Source organism: Streptomyces sp. WMMC1477, assembly GCF_027460245.1.
Taxonomy (GTDB): Bacteria; Actinomycetota; Actinomycetes; order Streptomycetales; family Streptomycetaceae; genus Streptomyces.
Genome location: NZ_JAPZBD010000003.1, coordinates 415,001 through 434,586, shown reverse-complemented (window position 1 = coordinate 434,586; position 19,586 = coordinate 415,001). Strand labels below are relative to the sequence as shown.

Sequence of the window (19,586 nt, the reverse complement as noted above, 5' to 3'; positions counted from 1 at the left end):
CGGGGGCCCTGTGGACGCCCGAGTCCGTCGCGCTCGCAGGGGACCGATAGTTTGCATGGTGCACGGCTGGACACGGCACGAGCCGACGACGCGCGGCTCCTGCAGGCTTCGACAGATTGGGAGAGTGGTCCCTTGAGCCGCTCGGTTCTCGTCACCGGAGGCAACCGCGGCATCGGCCTCGCCATCGCCCGCGCGCTCGCGGACGCCGGCGACCAGGTCGCCGTCACCTACCGCTCCGGTGAGCCGCCGTCCGGGTTCCTCGCGGTCAAGTGCGACATCACCGACCCGGAGCAGGTCGAGCAGGCGTACAAGGAGATCGAGGAGAAGCAGGGCCGGGTCGAGGTGCTGGTCGCCAACGCCGGCGTCACCCGCGACCAGCTCCTGCTGCGGATGTCCGAGGAGGACTTCACCTCCGTCCTGGACACGAACCTCACCGGAACCTTCCGCGTCGTCAAGCGCGCATCGAAGGGCATGCTGCGCGCCCGCAGCGGCCGCATCGTGCTCATCTCCTCCGTCGTCGGGCTGCTCGGCTCGGCCGGCCAGGCCAACTACGCGGCCTCCAAGGCCGGGCTGGTCGGCTTCGCCCGCTCGCTCTCCCGGGAGCTGGGATCTCGCGGCATCACCTGCAACGTCGTCGCACCCGGCTTCGTCGACACCGACATGACGCGCGCACTCAGCGAGGAGCAGCGTGCCGCGATCACCGACCAGGTGCCGCTCGGCCGCTACGCCGAGCCGGAGGAGATCGCCGCGACCGTGCGTTTCCTGGCCTCCGACGAGGCCGCGTACATCACCGGAGCCGTCATCCCCGTTGACGGCGGATTGGGCATGGGGCACTGAACGATATGAGTGGACTTCTCGCCGGCAAGCGCATCCTGGTCACCGGCGTGCTGACCGACGCGTCGATCGCCTTCCACGTCGCGAAGCTGGCCCAGGAGGAGGGCGCCGAGGTCGTCCTGACCGGCTTCGGCCGGCTCACCCTGGTTCAGCGCATCGCCAAGCGGCTGCCCAAGGAGGCGCCGGTCATCGAGCTGGACGTGCAGAACCAGGAGCACCTGGACACCCTGGCCGCCCGGGTCACCGAGCACCTCGGCGAGGGCGTCGGTCTGGACGGCGCCGTGCACTCCATCGGGTTCGCCCCCCAGGACGCGCTCGGCGGCAACTTCCTCAACACCGGCTGGGAGTCCGTCGCCACGGCCGTCGAGGTCTCGGCGTACTCGCTGAAATCCCTCACGATGGCGCTGCTCCCGCTGATGGGCGCCCAGGCGGACGGTCCCGGGCGGGGCGGTTCGGTCGTCGGCATGGACTTCGACGCCCAGGTGGCCTGGCCCAAGTACGACTGGATGGGGGTGGCCAAGGCCGCCCTGGAGTCGACGTCCCGCTACCTCGCCCGTGACCTGGGCTCGGAGGGCATCCGCTCGAACCTCGTCTCCGCGGGCCCGATCAAGTCGATGGCCGCCAAGTCCATCCCCGGCTTCGAGGAGCTGGCGGACGTGTGGGACAGCCGGGCCCCGCTCGCCTGGGACCTCACCGACCCGGAGCCGGCCGCGCGCGGCGTCGTCGCCCTGCTCTCGGACTGGTTCCCCAAGACGACGGGCGAGATCGTGCACGTCGACGGCGGGGTGCACATGATGGGCGCGTAAGCGTCCGGCAGCGGGCGCCCCGCGGCCGCCGCGCAGCCCGCGGCCGCGTGGCGCCCGCCCGCGCAGTTCCCCGCGCCCCGACGAGGCACGGGGTCAGCCGCCGTCCGCGCCCCGGCAGTGGGCCGTGTACGAGGCGGCCTCCCGGGCGGCGGTCTCCGCGTCACCGTCCCGGATGGCGTCGATCATCCGGCCGTGGTCGAGGTGCTCCTCGGGCCGCAGCCGCTCGCCCACATCCAGCCGCAGGTAGTCGCGCAGGACGGCGCCGAGGTCCGCGTAGACCGCCGTCAGCACCTCGTTGTGGGAGGCCTTCACCACCGCGAGGTGCAGGGTCACGTCCGCCTGGACGAAACGCTCCACGTCGCCGGAGGCCCAGGCGGCCTCGCGCTGCTCCAGCAGCGCGTACAGCTGCCGCAGCTCCTGCTCGTTCCGGCGCCGGGCCGCGAGCCGGGCCGCCTCCGCCTCCAGCGTCGCGCGCACCTCCGCGATGTGGAGGGGGTCGGCCCGTGCGAAGCGCCGGTGCATGACGCCGGCCAGTTCGCTCGTCGCCACGACGTAGGTGCCCGAGCCCTGACGGATGTCCAGGAGCCCGTTGTGGGCCAGGGCGCGGATCGCCTCGCGGACGGTGTTCCGCGCCACACCGAGCCGCTGGACCAGCTCCGGTTCGGTGGGGATGCGGCTGCCCACGGGCCACTCGCCCGAGGTGATCGGTTCCCGCAGAGCGTCGATGACCTGGTCGGCGAGGGCCGACCGGCGGGGAGAGTTCAGCGGCATGAGGAGGTCTCCGGCCCTTCAGGCTGTGACGCGACTATTCATCCGATGATTCTATGATGGGCTCATGTCCCAGGACGACCGCACCACGCTCGACACCCCCGAGCCGCCCCTCGCCGCGCTCTCGACCACCGTCCCCGCCCAGAACCAAGCGAGCCCCCCGCCCCCGCGCCCCCGCTCGCCCTGGACCCCGCGGCTCGTCGTCCTCGGCCTCGTCCTGGCCTCCCTCAACCTCCGCCCCGCCGTCGCCGGGCTGGGCCCCCTCCTTGAGGAGGTCCGCACCGCGCTCGGCATGAGCGGCACCGTGGCCGGGCTCCTCACCTCGGTGCCCGCCCTGTGCTTCGCCGTCTTCGGCGGCCTCGCCCCGCGCCTCGCCCGCCGCCACGGCCCGGCCGCCGTCGTCCTCGCCGGCATGGCCGCCGTCACCGCGGGGCTCGCCCTCCGCCCGCTCGCCGACGGCACCCTCCTCTTCCTGGCCACCACCGCCCTCGCGCTCGCCGGCATCGCCGTCAGCAACGTCCTCATGCCGGTGATCGTCAAGCGCTGGTTCCCGCACCGGGTCGGCGCCATGACCGGGCTCTACTCCATGGCCCTCTCCCTGGGCACCGCGGCCGCCGCCGCCCTCACCGTCCCGGCGGCCGAGGCCCTCGGGGGCACCTGGCGCCTGGGGCTCGGCATGTGGGCGGCCCTCGCCGCCCTCGCCCTGCTGCCCTGGGCCGCCGTGGCCCTGCGCGACCGCGGCACCGGCCGCCGGGGCGCCCGCATCCGGGACACGGCCGCCCCCGCCCCGCAGCCGGCCCAGGAGGCCCCGGTGCCGCGGGTCACGCGCTCGCCCATCGCCTGGGCGCTCGGCTGCTTCTTCGGCCTCCAGGCCACCGCCGCCTACGTCACCCTCGGCTGGCTCCCGCAGATCTACCGGGACGCGGGCCTGTCCGCCGCCACCGCCGGAGCGCTGCTCGCCGTCACCATGGGTCTCGGCATCCCGCTCTCCTTCGTCCTGCCCCGCGTGGCCGCCCGGCTCGGCCACCAAGGCCCCCTCGTCGTCCTCCTCGGCCTGTGCGGCCTGTCCGGCTACACCGGCCTCTGGCTCGCCCCCGCCTCGGGCGCCTGGGCCTGGGCCCTGCTCATGGGCGTCTCGAACTGCGCCTTCCCCCTCGTCCTCACCATGATCGGCATGCGCTCGCGGACCAGCGGGGGAGTGGCCCGGCTCTCCGCGTTCGTGCAGAGCACCGGCTACCTCATCTCCATCCCGGGCCCGCTGCTGGTCGGGGCCCTGCACGGCGCCAGCGGCGGCTGGGAGGTCCCGCTCGCCCTGCTGGCGGTGCTCATGACGGTCCAGATCGGCGTCGGCCTCCTCGCCGGACGGAACCGGTGCATCGAGGACGACGTCCGGGTGCGAGACTGAGCCCATGCCCGTCCTCGACGAAAACCCCGGCAACGGCCAGAAGAAGCTCCTGTACGTCTTCGGCACGATGATCGGCATCTGCGTGGTCATCGGCGTCGTCGCCTCCGTCTTCGCCCCCTGAGCCCGCCGGTGGTGGGGATAGCCCCACCACCCCTAGGGGGCCCGGCTCAGGGAAGCGTGGGTGGCTTTCCGGGTGGGCCCGGGACCCCGCACGTCATAGCGTCGAAGCACCGCTCGACGCCACGACGAAAGGCGAGCCGATGCCGACCGCCGCCGGTGCCCACGCCCCCACCCACCGCCTCCGTGACGGCGACACGGGCCTGCGGCTGCGCTGGTGGGCCCTGCCCCTCCCGGTCGCCGTCTTCGCCGCCCTGACCGCGCTCCTCCTGCTCGGCGACGGGTCGGCCTCCCCGGGCGCGACGGCGGACGGTCTCGGCGGGGCCGCGGCCGCCCTCTGGGACCACCTGAGCGGCCTCGGCCCCGCGGGCTCCGCGTGAGGTGTACCGATCCCCAACAGCCCGAGCCCCACGGCCGGTTTCATGGGAAGCTGGGAGGCATGAGCGTCGATCAGCCCCGCAGGATGGTCCTACTCCGACACGCCAAAGCCGACTGGCCCGACGTACCCGATCGCGAGCGGCCCCTGGCCGACCGAGGCCGCCAGGACGCCCCCCTCGCCGGAGACTGGCTGGTCTCCCAGGGCATCAGTCCCGAGCTGACGCTCTGCTCCACCGCCACCCGCACCCGCGAGACGTGGAAGCTCCTCGCGCCGCAGCTCCCGAAGCGTCCCAGGACGGTCTACGAGGACCGCGTGTACGACGCCTCGCCCGGCGAGCTCATCACCGTGATCAACGAGGTGCCCGACGACGTCCACGAGCTGCTCCTCGTCGCCCACAACCCCGGGGTGCAGGGGCTCGCGGAGGTGCTGACCGGCTCCGCGGAGGACGACGCGCGCGAACGGATGGCCCGGGGCTTTCCGACCGCCGCGATGGCCGTCCTCACGGTGAACGGCTCCTGGAAGTCCGTCGAGCCCGGGGCGGCCCGCCTCGACGCCTTCTGGGTCCCGCACCCCTGAACGAAGCCCGACCGCCGCGGGTGCCCGCCGGGCCGGCGGGCACCGGCCGCGTCACACGGCGGCGTCGGCCGCCTCCACCTCCTCGCGGGTGATACCCAGCAGGTAGAGCACCGTGTCGAGGAACGGCACGTTGACCGCCGTGTGCGCGGCCTCCCGCACCATCGGCTTGGCGTTGAAGGCCACCCCGAGCCCCGCCGCGTTCAGCATGTCCAGGTCGTTCGCCCCGTCCCCGACGGCGACGGTCTGGGCCAGCGGCACGCCCGCCTCCGCGGCGAACCGCCGCAGCAGCCGCGCCTTGCCCGCCCGGTCGACGATCTCCCCGGTCACCCGGCCGGTGAGCTTGCCGTCCACGATCTCCAGGGTGTTGGCCGAGGCGAAGTCCAGCCCCAGGTGGTCCTTGAGCGCGTCCGTCACCTGCGTGAACCCGCCGGAGACCACGCCCACCTGGTAGCCGAGGAGCTTCAGGGTCCGCACCAGCGTCCGGGCGCCGGGCGTCAGCCGCACCTGTTCGCGCACCGTGTCCACCACCGAGGCGTCCAGCCCCGCCAGCAGCGCGACCCGGGCGTGCAGCGACTCCTCGAAGTCCAGCTCGCCGCGCATCGCGGCGGCCGTCACCTCGGCGACCTTGTCCTCGCAGCCCGCGTGCCCGGCGAACAGCTCGATGACCTCGTCCTGGATCAGCGTGGAGTCCACGTCCATCACGACGAGCCGCTGGGCCCGCCGCTGCAACCCCGACGCGACGACGGCGATGTCCACGCCCAGTGCCGCGGACTCGGTGGCCAGCGCCGTGCGCAGCGGCTCCGTCGGCGCCCCGGAGACCTCGAACTCGACCGCCGTCACCGGATACTTGGCCAGCCGGAAGATCCGGTCGATGTTCCCGCCGGTGCCGGTGATGCACGCCGCGATCGCCGCCGTCGACTCGGCGGTCAGCGGGTGCCCGAGCACCGTCACGTGCGAACGCCCGGTGCCGCGCGGCCGGTTGTCGCCACGGCCGGAGATGATCTCGGCCTGGAGTCTGAGCGACTCGGCCCAGCCGTGTACGGTCGCCCGCAGCTCGCCCTCGCCGGCGCCGTCTCCGTCCGGAGCGGTGACCAGGGCACACAGCGTTATCCGGCCTCGGGTGACCACCTGCTCGATGTCCACCACCGCCAGTCCGTAGGCGGCCAGGGTCTCGAAGAGGCCCGCGGTGATGCCGGGGCGGTCCTTGCCGAAGATCTTGATCAGCAGCGTGGGAGCGTCCTCGCCGGGCATGCCGGGCGGGAGCGGGGGATTCTGCGTCGCGCTCATGGTGCTTCCACCGTATCGGCAGACGCGGCCCTCTCGTACGTCTGTCCGCACCCCGGACGCGCGCCGTGCCCCTGCCCTCCCGTGGTGGTTTCGCCGGATCCCACCGGCGGTTCGCCCGGCCCGACTTCCTGTACGCGGGCCCGGCCTGAAATAGTTCCCCACGATGTTCGCCATCCCAGACCCTCCAGGCCGGGGGGTAGCTCGGGGGACCAGAAATCTGTGGGGCATGGAGTGCCGGAACTCGTACTGGAACTGAACGGCAATACGTGGACGCTCGATCCGTCCCGGTCATACGCACTGGGGCGCGATCCGCAGGGGGACGTCGTCCTGGACGACGCGCGCGTCTCGTGGCGTCACGCCACCCTGCGCTGGGGCGGCCGTGCCTGGGTGATCGACGATCCGGGCAGCACCAACGGCACGTACGCCCAAGGGCAACGTGTCCAGCAGCGCGAAATCGGCCCCGGCACGGTACTGCATCTGGGTAACGCCACCGACGGGCCGAGGCTCAGCTTCACCGCCCCGGCGATGGCCCAGCAGGCGGCCCCGCCCGCCCAGCAGCCGCAGCACCCCGACCCGCAGGCACAGCCGCAGCACCCGCAGCAGGGCTGGGCCCAGCAGCCGCAGCAGGCCGCCGCTCCGGCACCGGGCTACCCGCAGCAGCAGGCGTACCCGCAGGCACCCCAGCAGGGGCAGCACCCCCAGCAGGCCGCGCGCTGGCAGCAGCAGGCCGCCCCGCAGCAGCAGGCGGCCGGGGCCCCGCGGCCCTCGGTGCCCGCCCAGCACGGCGCGCCCCCGCAGCAGGCGCAGCACGCCGGCATGGGGGACCGGAGCCCGACCACCTTCCACCAGCTCGCGCTCGGCCGTGTCATGCGCATCGGCCGTGCTCTGGAGAACGAGCTCGTCGTCTCCGACCTCCAGGTCTCACGGCTGCACGCCGAGTTCCTGGCGGGGCCGGACGGACTGTTCGAGATCCACGACCTCGGCAGCCACAACGGCACCTACGTCAACGGGCAGCAGCTGCCGAAGAACGGCCGCCGGCGCATCGGCCCGAACGACATCATCGGTGTCGGCCACTCCACCTTCCGGCTGGTCGGCGACCGCCTCGAGGAGTTCGTCGACACCGGTGAGGTCTCCTTCGCGGCCCGCCACCTGACGGTCCAGGTCGACGGCGGCAAGACGATCCTCAACGACGTCTCCTTCGGCGTCCCCGAGAAGTCCGTCATCGCCGTCATCGGCCCCTCCGGTTCCGGCAAGTCCACCCTCCTCAAGGCACTGACCGGCTACCGGCCCGCCAACCAGGGCGAGGTGCTCTACGACAACCGGAACCTCTACACGCACTTCGCCGAGCTGCGGCACCGCATCGGCCTCGTGCCGCAGGACGACATCCTGCACACGGCCCTCCCGGTGCGCACGGCGCTGCGCTACGCGGCCAAGCTCCGCTTCCCCGGTGACGTCGCCGAGGCCGAGCGCAACGCCCGCGTCGAGGAGGTCCTGGCCGAGCTGAAGCTGGACATCCACGCCGAGAAGAAGATCACCTCGCTCTCCGGCGGCCAGCGCAAGCGCGTATCGGTGGCGCTGGAGCTGCTCACCAAGCCCTCGCTGATCTTCCTCGACGAGCCGACCTCTGGGCTCGACCCGGGCATGGACCGCGACGTCATGCAGCTGCTGCGCGGCCTGGCCGACGACGGCCGCACGGTGCTCGTCGTCACCCACTCGGTGGCCGAGCTCCAGTTGTGCGACAAGCTGCTCGTCATGGCGCCGGGCGGCGGCGTGGCCTACTTCGGCCCGCCCGAGGAGGCCCTGAACTTCTTCGGCTACGACTCCTGGGCCGACGTCTTCTCCGCCTTCGAGAACTACCGCGACTACGACTGGATGGGCCGCTGGCGCGGCTCCCAGCACTACCAGCTCTACGCCGCCGACATCGACGCCGTCGCCCCGCAGCCCGTCCAGGTGGACTGGCACCAGCAGCAGGCCCGGCTGCAGAAGCCGCAGAGCTGGGGCTCGCAGCTGTGGACGCTGATGCGGCGCTACTCCTCCGTCATCGCCTCCGACCGCGGCTTCATGGCCCTGATGCTGATCCTGCCCGCCGTCCTCGGCGTGGTCAGCGTCGTCATCCCGTCCGACTTCGGCCTGGGCTACGGGCCGGTGGAGAAGGGCCGGACGAACCGCGACGCCAGCACGATCATGCTCATCCTCGTCGTCGGCATGTGCTTCTCGGCCGCGGCCAACTCCGTCCGGGAACTGATCAAGGAACGGGTCATCTACGAACGGGAACGGGCCACCGGCCTCTCCCGGTCCGCGTACCTGATGTCCAAGGTGATCGTCCTCGGCATGATCACCGCCCTGCAGGGCGTGATCATCTGCGTCATCGGCTTCCTGCCGCGCGAGATGCCCACCGAGGGCGTGCTGCTCTCCCCGGGCATCGAGATGACCCTCGTCGTCATCGCCCTCGGCCTCTCCTCGATGATGGTCGGCCTGATCATCTCCTCGCTGGTCAAGACCGCCGAGAAGACGATGCCCCTGCTGGTCATGTTCGCCATCGTGCAGGTCGTGTTCACCGGCGTCCTCTTCCAGATCCACGAGAAGGTCGGCATCGAGCAGCTCGCCTGGCTCATGCCCTCCCGCTGGGCCGTGGCCGGCATGGGCAACACCGCCGACCTCAACGTCCTGCTGCCCTGGGACCCCCAGAGCGACGGCGACCCGCTGTGGCAGCACGAGCTCGGCGCCTGGCTGCTCAACCTGAGCGTGCTGCTCGCCATGGCCGTGCTCTGCGGCATCGTCGTCTCCCGCCTCCTGCGCCGCCACGAGCCGGAGGTCATGCGGAAGTAGCCCTCCGCGGGCCCTCGACCGACGTCCGCCCGCCGGCCACCCGTGGAGGGAGGCCGGCGGGCGGACGACTGCCCAGGAGCCGCCCACACCGGGCCGCGGGACCTAGGTCCGGCGACCGCCGCGACCGCGACCGGTTCCGGGGCTTGCGGCGGATCCGGCGCGGCCGCGGGCCGAGTACGGTGAGGGACATGGTGATCAGAACCGGGCTGGCCGCGGTCAGCGCAGCCCTCCTCGCCATGAACCGACAGGTCGAGGTGCGCGAGGTCCTCCAGACGATCGTGCACTCCGCGCGCGACCTGCTCGACGCCGAGTACGCGGCGCTGGGCGTCCCCGACGACCGCGGCGGCTTCGCCCAGTTCGTCGTCGCCGGCGTCAGCGACGAGCAGTGGAAGGCCATCGGCCCGCTGCCCCGGCGCCACGGCGTCCTCGCCGCCATGCTCGACGACGCCGCCCCGCAGCGCCTCGCCGACGTCCGCCACGACCCCCGCTTCGAGGGCTGGCCCGCCGCCCACCCGGAGCTGTCCGACTTCCTCGGGATGCCGATCGCCGACGGCGACGAGGTCCTCGGCGCTCTCTTCCTCGCCAACAAGCGCTGCACCCGCCCGGACGGCGGCTGCGCCTTCACCGCCGAGGACGAGGACCTGCTGCGCGTCCTCGCCGAGCACGCGGCCATCGCCCTCACCAACGCCCGCCTCTACGAGCGCGCCCGGGAGCTGACCATCGCGGGGGAGCGGGCCCGCATCGCCCACGAGCTCCACGACGCCGTCTCGCAGAAGCTCTTCTCGCTGCGGCTCACCGCACAGGCGGCCACCGCCCTCGTCGACCGCGACCCCCGGCGTGCCAAGGACGAACTGCACGAGATCGCCCGGCTCGCCGCCGACGCCGCCGACGAGCTGCGCGCCGCCGTCGTCGAGCTGCGCCCCGCCGCGCTGGAGGAGGACGGACTCGTGGCCACCCTGCGCGCCCAGGTGCGGGTCCTGGACCGCGCCCACACGGCCTCGGTCACCTTCACGGCGGACGGCGTGCGCGCCCTGCCCGCGGCACAGGAGGAGGCGGCCCTGCGCGTCGCCCAGGAAGCCCTGCACAACGCCCTGCGGCACGCCGGAGCGATGACCGTCGCGGTCAGCCTCGCCCGGCGGGACGGCGGCACCACGCTGCGCGTGACGGACGACGGCCGCGGCTTCGACCCCGGAGCCGTGCGCCGGGCCGGCCGCCATCTGGGCCTGGTGTCCATGCGGGACCGCGCGGCCTCGGTCGGCGGCACCCTCAGCGTGCAGTCCGAGCCCGGCAAGGGCACCGAGATCGAGATGGAGGTGCCCGGTGTCTGACCGCATCCGCGTGCTGCTCGTGGACGACCACCAGGTGGTGCGACGGGGCCTGCGGACCTTTCTGGAGGTCCAGGACGACATCGAGGTCGTCGGTGAGGCCGCCGACGGCGAGGCCGGGGTCGAGGAGGCCCAGCGGCTCGCCCCCGACGTCATCCTGCTGGACGTGAAGATGCCCGGCACGGACGGCATCGAGGCCCTGCGCCGGCTGCGCGACGCGCAGAGCACGGCCCGCGTCCTCGTCGTCACCAGCTTCACCGAGCAGCGCACCGCCGTACCCGCGCTGCGGGCGGGCGCCGCCGGCTACCTCTACAAGGACGTCGACCCCGACGCGCTCGCCGGGGCGATCCGCTCCGTCCACGCCGGGCACGTGCTCCTCCAGCCCGAGGTGGCGGCCGCCCTCCTCACCGAGGACAACGCCGCCCCCGGGCCCGGCCGCAGCTCCGGGCTGACCGAACGGGAACGGGAGGTGCTCGGCCTCATCGCCGACGGCCGGTCCAACCGCGAGATCGCCCGGACTCTCGTGCTGTCCGAGAAGACCGTCAAGACGCATGTGTCGAACATCCTGATGAAGCTCGACCTGGCCGACCGCACCCAGGCCGCCCTGTGGGCCGTGCGTCACGGCCTCACGGGCTGAACACGGACGCGTGGACCGGCTCCGTGGTTCTCTTCCGATCGACAATTCATGCTGTCGTGTGATGAACGCCCGACTGCCCGCAACTCCTTCGGGGCCACGCCGTTCTCCATGGCGTGCCGCGGCGACCGCCGCGGACCGCCAAGGAGGATTCCGGATAGTGAAGAAGCTCAACAAGGTCACGGCCGTCACGATGCTCGCCGGCGGGCTCATCGCCGCCGGCGCCGGCGCCGCCTCGGCCACCGCGGGCGGCGCCACCGCCCAGGGCGCTGCCGTCGGCTCGCCCGGCGTGGCCTCCGGCAACGTCGTGCAGGTCCCGGTGCACGTGCCGGTGAACGTCTGCGGCAACTCGGTCAACGTCGTGGGCCTGCTGAACCCCACCTTCGGCACCACCTGCGTCAACCACTGACCGCAGTCCGCACCGCTCCCGCCCCGGCCCCCGGACGCCACGTCCGGGGGCCGGGCCCGCTTCCCCGGGCCCGCTTTCCCCGGCTGCGTTCCTCCCGGGCCCGGTCACTCCGACGCATCCGATTGCTCCGAACGGGCGGCGGACGGCGCACGACCGTGTCGGCTCCGGACACCCGACGTTGCTCAGCGTGCGGCCTCGCCGCATGCTTCACGCCGGGTCGCTCCGGCACTGCCGATTACCACAGGAGAATCCCCATGAACGCAGCCAAGAAGGTCGCCCTCACCATCGCCGCCGCAGGCGCCGCCGTGGGCGGGGCCGCCGGCACCGCGGCCGCCGACGCGGGCGCCGGCGCCGCTGCCGTCGGCTCGCCCGGCGTGGCCTCCGGCAACGTCGTGCAGGTCCCGGTGCACGTGCCGATCAACGCCTGCGGCAACTCGGTCAACGTGATCGGCGCCCTCAACCCGACCTTCGGGAACACGTGCATCAACGACTGACGCCACCCGGCGCCCTCTTTGGGGGCGAGCGGCGGCGCGTCACCCGCGCCGCCGCTCCACCTCCTCCGCGTAGGCGTTGAACGCCGCCACCTGCGCCCGGCGCGCCATCCGCTCCACCGGGCGCAGCAGCTCCGCCCGCGCCGTGAGCTGGCCGGCGCTCACCGCCGCCCCCGGCTCGGCCAGCTCGGCGATGTTCACCAGCGCGGCCACCCGCTGGGCCAGCTCCAGCACCCGCACCGCACGCCCCGGGTACCCGGGAGCCAGCAGCCGCCGCCCCGCCTCCGCCCGCGCCTGGTAGGCCGCCAGCGCAGCCTGTGCCACCGGCCCGGAACCCGCCACGTCCAGCCGCGTCAACGCCTCCGTGGCATCCCGCAACGCCTGCTGGAGCTCCCGCTCGGCCTCGCCCAGCGACGGCACGTCCGCCGGCGGCGCCTCCCGCACCGGGCGGCACCGCCACACCACCTCCACATGGACGTCCCCCGCGGGCCCCGCCTCCGTCACCTCCGGCACGAACCCCAGCGCCGTCCCGGCCACCGGCACCGCCTCCCCGGCCTCCAGCGCGGCCGTGTTGAACTCCGGCGGCCCGCTCAGCCCCAGCGGGTGCCCCGGCACCGGCAGCGCCACCCGCAGCGCCACCGCCCCCAGCGCGCGCAGCCGCCCCAGGGCCAGCGTCAGCCCCACCGGCGGCCCCTCCTCGCCGGGCAGCCCGGCCACCCGGTGCACGGCGTCCTCCCCGACGATCCGCTCCACGGCCTCGTCTGGCGAGACCTCCCCGGCCAGCAGTGCGTTTCCCCAGGCGGCGAGCCGCCCCGAACGAGGTTCTTCCAGCATCACCCCAGCCTAGGCCGTGGCCCTCCGGACGCCGCCCCGCCAAGGCTGACCGCCGCGGCCGGGGGCGCGTGGCGTAGGTTTTCCCTGGGGACTGTGCCCACCGGCACGGGCGAAGCGACTGCAATGGGAGACAACGCGCTCATGAGCGATGTACTGGAGCTGGTGGACGTATCCGTGGTCCGCAACGGTCGGGCTCTGGTGGACGGCGTCTCCTGGTCGGTCAAGGAGGGTGAGCGATGGATCATCCTGGGCCCCAACGGCGCCGGCAAGACGACCCTGTTGAACCTCGCCTCCAGCTACCTCTTCCCGACCTCCGGCCAGGCCACGATCCTCGGTGAGCGGCTCGGCTCCGTCGACGTCTTCGAACTGCGCCCCCGCATCGGCGTCTCCAGCAGCGCCCTCACCGAGAAGCTGCCCCGCTCCCAGACGGTCCTCCAGACGGTGCTGACCGCGGCCTACGGCATGACCGCGGGCTGGCACGAGGACTACGACGCCGTCGACGAGGAGCGCGCCCGCGCCTTCCTCGACCGGCTCGGCATGAGCGAGTACCTCGACCGGAGATTCGGCACCCTCTCGGAGGGCGAGCGCAAGCGCACCCAGATCGCCCGCTCGATGATGGCCGACCCGGAGCTGCTCCTCCTCGACGAGCCCGCCGCCGGGCTCGACCTCGGCGGCCGGGAGGACCTCGTCCGCCGCCTCGGGCGCCTCGCCCGCGACCCCTACGCCCCCTCCATGGTCATGGTCACCCACCACGTCGAGGAGATCCCCCCGGGCTTCACCCACGTCCTGATGATCCGTCAGGGCGCGGTCCTCACCGCCGGCCCGCTGGAGACGGAGATGACCTCCTCCAACCTCTCCCGCTGCTTCGGGCTGCCCCTCGTCGTCGAGCGCGTCGGTGACCGCTGGACGGCCAACGGCCTCCCGCTCGGCTGAGTTTGGCCCGGGCCGGGACCGCCCGCGCCCTGTCCCGCCGTGGCCAGGCCACCTATGATGACCCCGTGGACGCATGGGTGTGGTGGCTCGTAGCCGCGGTGGGGCTGTGCATTCCGCTGGTACTGACCGCGATGCCCGAGATGGGCATGCTCGCGGTGGGAGCCGGAGCGGGAGCCCTCGCCGCGGGGCTCGGTGGCGGTCTGGTCATCCAGGTCGTCGTCTTCTGCGCGGTGTCGACGGCGCTGATCGTCGCCGTCCGGCCCGTGGCGCGCAGGATGCGGGCCGAACGTCCGGAGCTGGCCACGGGCGTGGACGCCCTCAAGGGGCGGCAGGCCGTCGTCGTCGAACGCGTCGACGGGGACGGGGGCCGCGTCAAGGTCGCCGGTGAGATCTGGTCGGCACGGGCCCTGGAGCCGGGCGAGTCCTACGAGCCGGGGCACCGGGTCGACGTGGTCGAGATCGACGGGGCCACCGCCGTCGTGATGTGATGACACACGACCACCGGTACGACACGGTCCGTCAACCACACACATCGGCAAACGAGTCCAGGGGGGCGCGATGGACGCCGTCATCATCGTCCTGATCATCCTGGTGGTGCTGGTCTTCATCGCACTCATCAAGACGATCCAGGTCATTCCGCAGGCGAGTGCCGCCATCGTGGAGCGCTTCGGCCGCTACACCCGCACACTCAACGCGGGCCTCAACATCGTCGTCCCGTTCATCGACACGATCCGCAACCGCATCGACCTGCGCGAGCAGGTCGTGCCCTTCCCGCCGCAGCCGGTGATCACCCAGGACAACCTGGTCGTGAACATCGACACCGTCATCTACTACCAGGTCACCGACGCGCGGGCGGCCACGTACGAGGTCTCCAGCTACATCCAGGCCATCGAGCAGCTCACCGTCACCACGCTGCGCAACATCATCGGCGGCATGGACCTGGAGCGCACGCTGACCTCCCGTGAGGAGATCAACGCCGCCCTCCGCGGTGTGCTCGACGAGGCCACCGGCAAGTGGGGCATCCGCGTCAACCGCGTCGAGCTCAAGGCGATCGAACCGCCCACCTCCATCCAGGACTCGATGGAGAAGCAGATGCGCGCCGACCGGGACAAGCGCGCCGCCATCCTCCAGGCCGAAGGGGTCCGGCAGTCGGAGATCCTCCAGGCGGAGGGGCACAAGCAGTCGGAGATCCTGCGCGCCGAGGGTGACGCGAAGGCCGCAGCGCTGCGGGCCGAGGGTGAGGCCCAGGCCATCCGCACCGTCTTCGAGTCCATCCACGCGGGCGATCCGGACCAGAAGCTCCTCTCCTACCAGTACCTCCAGATGCTGCCGAAGATCGCCGAGGGCGATGCCAACAAGCTCTGGATCGTGCCGAGCGAGATCGGCGACGCCCTCAAGGGGCTCGGCGGTGCGCTGGACGGCTTCAAGCAGCACGGCGGTGAGCCCTCCGGTCCGACGATCCCCGCGCCGTCGACGGGCATGGGCAAGCGGCCCTCCGAGCGTCCCCCGATCGACTGAACCACCGCTCTCCTGACCACCGCTCTCCTGACACGGCTTCGGCCCGGTGTCTCACACACCGGGCCGAAGCCGTGTCAGTCGCCTCCCCGACGGCGTCCGCGCCTCAGGCCGGGGCCGGCATCGGCAGCCACTCCGGGAGAGCGCCGCTGTCACGCAGGTTCAGGGCGAGCAGCAACGTGTCCGCGGGCGTCGGCTCGAAGGGCTGGGTCAGCAGCCGCATGCCCGCCTGCGCCGGAGTCCGGTCCGCCTTGCGGTGGTTGTCCTCCGCACAGGCCGCGACCGTGTTGAGCCAGGTGTCGCCCCCGCCCCGCGACCGGGGGACGACGTGGTCCACCGTGGTCGCCCGCCGCCCGCAGTAGGCGCACCGGTGCCGGTCCCGCACCAGGACACCGCGCCGCGACCACGGCGCCCGTTGTCGGAACGGCACCCGGACGTACCGGCGCAGCCTGATCACCTGGGGCACGGGCAGCTCCAGCTGCGCCGCACGCACCCGAAGCCCGGGATGCTCCTGTTCGACGACGGCCTTGTCCTGCATCACCAGCACCACGGCCCGGCGCAGCGACACCGTCGACAACGGCTCGAAACTCGCGTTGAGAATGAGCGTCTCGCGCATCCCGTCCACCTCCCCGTCCGCCCGCCCCGTGGCGGGTGGCCACCACTGTGCCGCTGCCCGTTCCGGTGGACAACGCAATTTCCCCGCCGTGTACGGGGGATGGCCATCGGCGGACCGTCGGCCGTCGGCAAGGGGAAGGAAGATGTGCCACTGTGCCGCGCGCCGGGCCCGGAACGGGCGAACGCCCCGCCTGCCAGGCGGGGCGTTCGCGTCGGCGGAGGACACGTCCCCGAGCCGCGCCCGCTGCACGGTCGGCCGGGAACCGGGGCGGCTCAGGAGGCGGACACCTCGTACTCGCCCATCAGCTGCGCCCGGCCGATGGCCTTGAAACGCAGGTTGAAACCGACGACGGCCGGGCTCGCGTCGGAGTCCGGGCCCAGCTTCTCCTCGCCCACCGCGTACACCGTGAAGACGTAGCGGTGGCTCCCGTCGCCGGGCGGCGGCGCGGCACCGCCGAACTCCTTCGAGCCGTAGTCGTTGCGTACGTGCACGGCCCCCTGCGGCAGGCCGGGGAAGCCGCCGCTCCCGGCCCCGGCCGGCAGCTCCGTCACGGACGCCGGGAGGTCGAAGAGGACCCAGTGCCAGAAGCCGCTGCCGGTCGGCGCGTCCGGATCGAAGCAGGTCACCGCGAAGCTCTTCGTCTCCGCGGGGAAGCCCTCCCACCGCAGGTGGGGCGAGGCGTTGCCCTCCGCGTACACCTGGTCCGGCCGCAGCCGCGCGCCCTCGGACACGTCGTCACTGACCACCGTGAAGGACGCCACCGGCGGGTGGAAATCATGGGGGAGTGGACGCCGCTTCTGCTCGGTCACTGGGAACCTCCTGATCGCTGGCATCGATGCATCGGCCAGCCTAACGAGGAGGTGCCCCCGGAGCTGACAGCATGTCGGGGTGCTGCGAAAGATCCTTCTCGTCCTGACGGCGCTGACCGCACTGCTCACCGGCTGCGCCACGTCCTCGGGCGGCACGGGCGGGGACGGCGGCCGCTCCGACGGATCCGGCGGCCGGCACGCGGCCTCCGTCGCGGCCCCCTCCTGGGCCGCCGGGATGCCGGCCACCACGCCCGGCCGGCTGCCGTCCGAGGCCCGCGAGACCCTGCGTCCCGACGAGGCCGGAGGCTCCTACCCGTACGAGAAGGACGGCACCGTCTTCGGCGACTTCGAAGGCCGGCTGCCTCAGCGGTCTCGCGGGTACTACCGCGAGTACACCGTGCCCACGCCCGGCTCGGACGACCGCGGCGCCCGCCGCCGCGTCACCGGCGAAGCGGGGGAGCGGTACGACACCAGCGACCATGACCCGACCTTCACAGCGGCGGTGACACCATGACCAGCCCCCAGACGTCCGGTGCCCTCCCGACAGCCGACCTCTCCGGCGTGCTCGACGGCTCCCTGCCACCCGGTCTCTACCGCTGGCGGCCCTCGGAGGGCGACCCGGGGCCCGCGGAGGGGCCCGAGGAAGCCGGATGGGACAGCCGGGTGGTGGACCTGGCCGATGTCAGCGGCAAGTCCGGCTTCCTCCAGCGCTGTGCCGAGAGCCTCGGCTTTCCCGACAGCTTCGGGTACAACTGGGACGCCCTCGCCGACTGCCTCACCGACCTGAGCTGGACGGATCCCCCCGAGCAAGGCCGTCTGCTGCTCGTCCGGGGCTGGGACAGGTTCACGGAGGCAGCGCCCCGGGACGCGGCGACGGCCGCGGACGTCCTCGCCGCGGCCGTCGGCTTCTGGGGAGGCCGGGCCACCCCGATGACGGTGTTGCTGAGCTGAGCTGAGCGCCCGGCCCGGGCTCAGAACCAGTTGCGGCGGCTGCCGACCTCGGCCAGCCACTGGTTCAGGTAGCCGGTCCAGTCGGTCTGGTGGAAGTGCTCCAGATCGACCTGGAAGCACCGGTAGGAGTCACTCCCCCCGGTGAACAGCCCCGGCTTCTTGTCCATCTCCAGGACGACGTCCATCGTCCGGTCGTCCGCGACGAACGAGAGCTCGACCTGGCTCAGCCCCCGGTACTGGGACGGCGCGTAGAACTCGATCTCCTGGTAGAAGGGGAGCCGCTGGCGGGTGCCGCGGATGACGCCCTGCTCCAGGTCCGCGCTCTTGAACCGGAAGCCGAGCGAGCCGAACGCCTCGAGGATCGCCGCCTGCGCCGGAAGCGGGTGGACGTGCACGGGGTCGAGGTCGGAGGAGTCGACGGCCCGCGCGATGGCCAGTTCCGTCGTCACGCCGATGTGCATCCCGCGCAGCTCCTGCCCGAGGAACGTCGTGATGGGCGTCTCCCACGGGATCTCCAGGGTGAACGGCACCACGTGCGAGGCCCCCGCCTGGAGCTGGAAGGCCCCGCCCACCTGCTGCTTGAGGAACTCGACGTTCTGCAGGACCTCCTGGTCCTGGCCCTCCACCTCCACCCTGCCCTGCAGGCCGACGGAGACCCCCTGGATCTCCTGGTCCACGGACCCGCCCTCGATCCGCACCTCTCCGTGCACCGCCCCACCCGGCAGCACGTTCGGCTCGGACAGCACGGTGTCCACCGATGCGCCGCCGATCCCCACACTCGCGAACAGCTTCTTGAAGCCCATCTCGTCCCTCCCGACTACTCGCACTACTCGACTACGCTCGACTGGCATGTTCGCCGCCCGTGACCGTACAGCGCTTCCCCGAGCCTTCTTCGACCGTCCCGTCCTCGACGTGGCCCGCGACCTGCTCGGCCGCACCCTCGTCCGCCACACCGCGGACGGGCCGATCGAGCTGCGGCTGACCGAGGTGGAGGCGTACGAGGGCGAACGCGACCCGGGCTCCCACGCCTTCCGCGGCCGGACCGAACGCAACGCCGTCATGTTCGGACCTCCCGGTCACGCCTATGTCTACTTCACCTACGGCATGTGGCACTGCCTCAACCTGGTCTGTGAGACGAAGGGGACGGCCGCCGGGGTTCTCCTGCGTGGCGGCGAGATCCTGACCGGCGCCGAGCTGGCCCGTACCCGGCGGCACACGGCACGGCGTGACACCGAGCTGGCCAGGGGGCCCGCGCGCCTGGCGACGGCCCTGGACGTCGACCGCCGACTCAACGGTGCGGACGTGTGCGACGACGGCGAGCCGCTGCCCGTGCTGTCGCTCCTGGCCGGCGATCCTCCCGCGTCCGGGCTGGTCCGGACCGGCCCGCGCACCGGCGTGGGCGGGGACGGGGCGGGGCATCCCTACCGCTTCTGGATCAGCGGCGACCCCACCGTCAGCCCCTACCGGGCGCACCAGTCGCGACGCCGTCCGAGACGGCTTGACTCTGGGACACGAGACGCCTAACGTAGTCCGAGCCGCTGGACGCAGGCAGGGCCTTTACAACGATCATTAGATTTGATCGGGTGGGGTGCCGCGCCAGGCGGCAAACCCACTACTACGGATTATCCCGCAAGGGGACGTCTTCCGGCGCGCCCGGAAGCATTCTCGAAAAGCTCGATTAGGAGCTGAGCGGAAAACTCGCTAAAGTAGTGGACACACCGAAGGGAAGCGCCCGGAGGAAACCCGGAAGGGGATCCGAAGGAAGCGTCCGTTCCTTGAGAACTCAACAGTGCACCAAAAGTCAACGCCAGATTGTTGATACCCCCGGCCTCACGGTTGTGTGAGGTTGGTGGTTCTTTTGAGAAACACACAGCGAGGACGCTGTGCACCGGCAGGGACTATTCCTCCTTGTTCGGTGCCGCTCTCGTGGGTGGCTCAATTTTTTGAAGCATTCACGGAGAGTTTGATCCTGGCTCAGGACGAACGCTGGCGGCGTGCTTAACACATGCAAGTCGAACGATGAAGCCGCTTCGGTGGTGGATTAGTGGCGAACGGGTGAGTAACACGT

At 72.3% G+C, this 19,586-nt stretch carries 23 protein-coding genes and 1 rRNA gene (1 of these 24 cut by a window edge); 18 read left to right on the top strand and 6 right to left on the bottom strand.

What is annotated here, in order from left to right:
- Positions 1–132 precede the first annotated feature (132 nt).
- Both fabG and fabI read left to right on the top strand, forming a co-directional pair.
- Positions 133–837 carry a 3-oxoacyl-[acyl-carrier-protein] reductase gene (fabG, locus tag O7609_RS02405; protein ID WP_269733247.1) on the top strand — a complete coding sequence of 235 codons (705 nt, stop codon included), beginning with the start codon at positions 133–135 and terminating at the stop codon, positions 835–837.
- 5 nt (positions 838–842) lie between these two features.
- Positions 843–1,640, top strand: a complete 798-nt coding sequence (gene fabI / locus O7609_RS02400) for an enoyl-ACP reductase FabI (protein WP_269733246.1) — start codon at positions 843–845, stop codon at positions 1,638–1,640.
- A gap of 93 nt (positions 1,641–1,733) precedes the next feature.
- Here the strand turns inward: fabI and O7609_RS02395 are convergent, their stop codons facing one another.
- Positions 1,734–2,411: a FadR/GntR family transcriptional regulator gene (locus O7609_RS02395; RefSeq protein WP_269733245.1), complete on the bottom strand. Its 678-nt coding sequence runs from the start codon at positions 2,409–2,411 to the stop codon at positions 1,734–1,736.
- A 64-nt stretch (positions 2,412–2,475) separates the two neighbouring features.
- Here O7609_RS02395 and O7609_RS02390 point away from each other — a divergent pair, with 64 nt between their 5' ends.
- From O7609_RS02390 to O7609_RS02375, 4 genes are all read left to right on the top strand, one after another.
- Positions 2,476–3,813, top strand: coding sequence for a CynX/NimT family MFS transporter (locus O7609_RS02390; RefSeq protein WP_269733244.1), 1,338 nt, complete (start codon positions 2,476–2,478; stop codon positions 3,811–3,813).
- A gap of 4 nt (positions 3,814–3,817) precedes the next feature.
- Entirely contained in the window at positions 3,818–3,934 is a 117-nt protein-coding gene (locus tag O7609_RS02385) for an SGM_5486 family transporter-associated protein (RefSeq protein ID WP_269733243.1), read from the top strand.
- A gap of 139 nt (positions 3,935–4,073) precedes the next feature.
- A complete protein-coding gene (locus tag O7609_RS02380; protein WP_269733242.1) occupies positions 4,074–4,310 on the top strand; it encodes a hypothetical protein in 237 nt (78 codons plus the stop codon).
- A 59-nt stretch (positions 4,311–4,369) separates the two neighbouring features.
- Positions 4,370–4,885, top strand: a complete 516-nt coding sequence (locus O7609_RS02375) for a SixA phosphatase family protein (protein ID WP_269733241.1) — start codon at positions 4,370–4,372, stop codon at positions 4,883–4,885.
- Between the two features lie 51 nt (positions 4,886–4,936).
- On the opposite strand, the gene serB is transcribed toward O7609_RS02375, so the two are convergent.
- Positions 4,937–6,172, bottom strand: a complete 1,236-nt coding sequence (gene serB, locus O7609_RS02370) for a phosphoserine phosphatase SerB (protein ID WP_269733240.1) — start codon at positions 6,170–6,172, stop codon at positions 4,937–4,939.
- Between the two features lie 231 nt (positions 6,173–6,403).
- Here serB and O7609_RS02365 point away from each other — a divergent pair, with 231 nt between their 5' ends.
- From O7609_RS02365 to O7609_RS02345, 5 genes are all read left to right on the top strand, one after another.
- Positions 6,404–9,001: an ABC transporter ATP-binding protein/permease gene (locus tag O7609_RS02365; RefSeq protein ID WP_269733239.1), complete on the top strand. Its 2,598-nt coding sequence runs from the start codon at positions 6,404–6,406 to the stop codon at positions 8,999–9,001.
- A gap of 188 nt (positions 9,002–9,189) precedes the next feature.
- Positions 9,190–10,329, top strand: coding sequence for a GAF domain-containing sensor histidine kinase (locus O7609_RS02360; RefSeq protein WP_269743004.1), 1,140 nt, complete (start codon positions 9,190–9,192; stop codon positions 10,327–10,329).
- A complete protein-coding gene (locus O7609_RS02355) occupies positions 10,322–10,963 on the top strand; it encodes a response regulator (RefSeq protein WP_269733237.1) in 642 nt (213 codons plus the stop codon). Before O7609_RS02360 ends, O7609_RS02355 begins: the two co-directional genes overlap by 8 nt.
- A gap of 157 nt (positions 10,964–11,120) precedes the next feature.
- Positions 11,121–11,369, top strand: coding sequence for a chaplin (locus O7609_RS02350; protein ID WP_269733236.1), 249 nt, complete (start codon positions 11,121–11,123; stop codon positions 11,367–11,369).
- A gap of 254 nt (positions 11,370–11,623) precedes the next feature.
- Positions 11,624–11,863 carry a chaplin gene (locus tag O7609_RS02345; RefSeq protein WP_269733235.1) on the top strand — a complete coding sequence of 80 codons (240 nt, stop codon included), beginning with the start codon at positions 11,624–11,626 and terminating at the stop codon, positions 11,861–11,863.
- A gap of 39 nt (positions 11,864–11,902) precedes the next feature.
- On the opposite strand, the gene O7609_RS02340 is transcribed toward O7609_RS02345, so the two are convergent.
- Positions 11,903–12,694, bottom strand: coding sequence for a hypothetical protein (locus tag O7609_RS02340; protein ID WP_269733234.1), 792 nt, complete (start codon positions 12,692–12,694; stop codon positions 11,903–11,905).
- Positions 12,695–12,835: 141 nt separating this feature from the next.
- Between O7609_RS02340 and O7609_RS02335 the strand changes: the two genes are divergently transcribed.
- From O7609_RS02335 to O7609_RS02325, 3 genes are all read left to right on the top strand, one after another.
- Positions 12,836–13,627, top strand: a complete 792-nt coding sequence (locus tag O7609_RS02335) for an ABC transporter ATP-binding protein (protein WP_269733233.1) — start codon at positions 12,836–12,838, stop codon at positions 13,625–13,627.
- A gap of 65 nt (positions 13,628–13,692) precedes the next feature.
- Entirely contained in the window at positions 13,693–14,115 is a 423-nt protein-coding gene (locus O7609_RS02330; RefSeq protein WP_269733232.1) for an NfeD family protein, read from the top strand.
- Positions 14,116–14,185: 70 nt separating this feature from the next.
- On the top strand, positions 14,186–15,145 hold the full coding sequence (locus tag O7609_RS02325) for an SPFH domain-containing protein (RefSeq protein ID WP_269733231.1): 960 nt from the start codon (positions 14,186–14,188) through the stop codon (positions 15,143–15,145).
- A gap of 103 nt (positions 15,146–15,248) precedes the next feature.
- On the opposite strand, the gene O7609_RS02320 is transcribed toward O7609_RS02325, so the two are convergent.
- On the bottom strand, positions 15,249–15,758 hold the full coding sequence (locus tag O7609_RS02320; RefSeq protein ID WP_269733230.1) for an HNH endonuclease: 510 nt from the start codon (positions 15,756–15,758) through the stop codon (positions 15,249–15,251).
- Positions 15,759–16,030: 272 nt separating this feature from the next.
- Entirely contained in the window at positions 16,031–16,567 is a 537-nt protein-coding gene (locus O7609_RS02315) for a YbhB/YbcL family Raf kinase inhibitor-like protein (protein ID WP_269743003.1), read from the bottom strand.
- A 79-nt stretch (positions 16,568–16,646) separates the two neighbouring features.
- On the opposite strand from O7609_RS02315, the gene O7609_RS02310 reads away from it, so the two are divergent.
- Positions 16,647–17,081, top strand: coding sequence for a ribonuclease domain-containing protein (locus O7609_RS02310; RefSeq protein ID WP_269733228.1), 435 nt, complete (start codon positions 16,647–16,649; stop codon positions 17,079–17,081).
- The gene (locus tag O7609_RS02305) at positions 17,078–17,518 is read left to right on the top strand and encodes a barstar family protein (RefSeq protein WP_269733227.1); all 441 of its coding nucleotides are present in this window, start codon (positions 17,078–17,080) and stop codon (positions 17,516–17,518) included. Before O7609_RS02310 ends, O7609_RS02305 begins: the two co-directional genes overlap by 4 nt.
- A gap of 20 nt (positions 17,519–17,538) precedes the next feature.
- On the opposite strand, the gene O7609_RS02300 is transcribed toward O7609_RS02305, so the two are convergent.
- Positions 17,539–18,321 (bottom strand): sporulation protein, encoded by a 783-nt coding sequence (locus O7609_RS02300; RefSeq protein ID WP_269733226.1) that lies wholly within the window; start codon positions 18,319–18,321, stop codon positions 17,539–17,541.
- Positions 18,322–18,367: 46 nt separating this feature from the next.
- Here O7609_RS02300 and O7609_RS02295 point away from each other — a divergent pair, with 46 nt between their 5' ends.
- Both O7609_RS02295 and O7609_RS02290 read left to right on the top strand, forming a co-directional pair.
- Positions 18,368–19,042, top strand: coding sequence for a DNA-3-methyladenine glycosylase (locus O7609_RS02295; protein WP_269733225.1), 675 nt, complete (start codon positions 18,368–18,370; stop codon positions 19,040–19,042).
- Positions 19,043–19,469: 427 nt separating this feature from the next.
- Positions 19,470–19,586: ribosomal RNA gene (locus tag O7609_RS02290) — 16S ribosomal RNA — on the top strand (it continues 1,414 nt past the right edge of the window).

Excerpts from the sequence above, each read along its gene's own strand:
- O7609_RS02360 (WP_269743004.1), top strand. The coding sequence starts at position 9,190 with ATGGTGATCAGAACCGGGCTGGCCGCGGTCAGCGCAGCCCTCCTCGCC.
- serB (WP_269733240.1), bottom strand. The coding sequence starts at position 6,172 with ATGAGCGCGACGCAGAATCCCCCGCTCCCGCCCGGCATGCCCGGCGAG.
- O7609_RS02300 (WP_269733226.1), bottom strand. The coding sequence starts at position 18,321 with ATGGGCTTCAAGAAGCTGTTCGCGAGTGTGGGGATCGGCGGCGCATCG.
- O7609_RS02305 (WP_269733227.1), top strand. The coding sequence starts at position 17,078 with ATGACCAGCCCCCAGACGTCCGGTGCCCTCCCGACAGCCGACCTCTCC.
- O7609_RS02340 (WP_269733234.1), bottom strand. The coding sequence starts at position 12,694 with ATGCTGGAAGAACCTCGTTCGGGGCGGCTCGCCGCCTGGGGAAACGCA.
- O7609_RS02385 (WP_269733243.1), top strand. The coding sequence starts at position 3,818 with ATGCCCGTCCTCGACGAAAACCCCGGCAACGGCCAGAAGAAGCTCCTG.
- O7609_RS02345 (WP_269733235.1), top strand. The coding sequence starts at position 11,624 with ATGAACGCAGCCAAGAAGGTCGCCCTCACCATCGCCGCCGCAGGCGCC.
- O7609_RS02375 (WP_269733241.1), top strand. The coding sequence starts at position 4,370 with ATGAGCGTCGATCAGCCCCGCAGGATGGTCCTACTCCGACACGCCAAA.
- O7609_RS02325 (WP_269733231.1), top strand. The coding sequence starts at position 14,186 with ATGGACGCCGTCATCATCGTCCTGATCATCCTGGTGGTGCTGGTCTTC.
- O7609_RS02380 (WP_269733242.1), top strand. The coding sequence starts at position 4,074 with ATGCCGACCGCCGCCGGTGCCCACGCCCCCACCCACCGCCTCCGTGAC.
- O7609_RS02320 (WP_269733230.1), bottom strand. The coding sequence starts at position 15,758 with ATGCGCGAGACGCTCATTCTCAACGCGAGTTTCGAGCCGTTGTCGACG.
- O7609_RS02395 (WP_269733245.1), bottom strand. The coding sequence starts at position 2,411 with ATGCCGCTGAACTCTCCCCGCCGGTCGGCCCTCGCCGACCAGGTCATC.
- fabI (WP_269733246.1), top strand. The coding sequence starts at position 843 with ATGAGTGGACTTCTCGCCGGCAAGCGCATCCTGGTCACCGGCGTGCTG.
- O7609_RS02295 (WP_269733225.1), top strand. The coding sequence starts at position 18,368 with ATGTTCGCCGCCCGTGACCGTACAGCGCTTCCCCGAGCCTTCTTCGAC.
- O7609_RS02335 (WP_269733233.1), top strand. The coding sequence starts at position 12,836 with ATGAGCGATGTACTGGAGCTGGTGGACGTATCCGTGGTCCGCAACGGT.
- O7609_RS02390 (WP_269733244.1), top strand. The coding sequence starts at position 2,476 with ATGTCCCAGGACGACCGCACCACGCTCGACACCCCCGAGCCGCCCCTC.